General features: G+C 61.8%; 1 protein-coding gene. It reads right to left on the reverse strand.

The annotated features are described in order from the left end of the window. A partial coding sequence (locus tag EN893_RS36600) for a BtpA/SgcQ family protein (protein WP_128362293.1) occupies positions 1-573 on the reverse strand: 573 nt, incomplete at its 3' end. Between the last annotated feature and the right edge of the window lie 107 nt (positions 574-680).

A 680-nucleotide genomic window follows, 5' to 3' on the forward strand; every position in this document is an offset into this window, starting at 1 on the left:
GATCGGACCGGAAACGAGGATGGCGTCGGCCATCGACGAGAACACCGCGCTCTTGGCGCGCAATTCAATAGGACGCTGGTCGAGCGAGTGTGCGAACTCTGCATTGATGTTGAAGAGAAGCTTCATGTCGTCGCGGCCAAGATTGTGCCGCAGGCGCGAGGCGGCGGCGCAATCGGGCTCCCACAGGCCCATGTCGGAAGCAAACAGGCCGGTGAAGATCTCGCGCACGAAACGGGCTCCGGTGGCAGCCCCGATCGCGACGCTGGCAGTCGGATCCCAGAGATAATTGACGCCAAACGGCACCTTCAGCTCGGGTTTCACCGCCTGGACGATCGCAGTCATGGCGGCAATACCTTCGGGCGGCGCCTTGAAGACATAGGGGCGGTCGTTCTCGTTGCCGAACATGATGGCATCGACGCCGCCGCTCTGCAGCTTGCGGATGTCGGAGAGTACGCCATCGATCAGCTTGTCGAGGCCGCCATCGGCATCATAAAGGGGCGTTCCCGGCAGGGCACCGATATGTGCCATCGAGATGACAGCCTTCTTCTTGTCGCCGAAAAATTCAAATACCATCGAGTCGTCTCCTTGGGGATAAAGTGAAAATGTTGCGCCTCAGTCGCGCGTCAGCGGCGGCGCGATGCGCAGGTCGACCTTGGCCGCGGCGAGCGCCGCGGCCAAGG

Source organism: Mesorhizobium sp. M7A.F.Ca.CA.004.04.2.1 (genome assembly GCF_004022825.1).
In the GTDB taxonomy this organism is placed as follows: domain Bacteria; phylum Pseudomonadota; class Alphaproteobacteria; order Rhizobiales; family Rhizobiaceae; genus Mesorhizobium.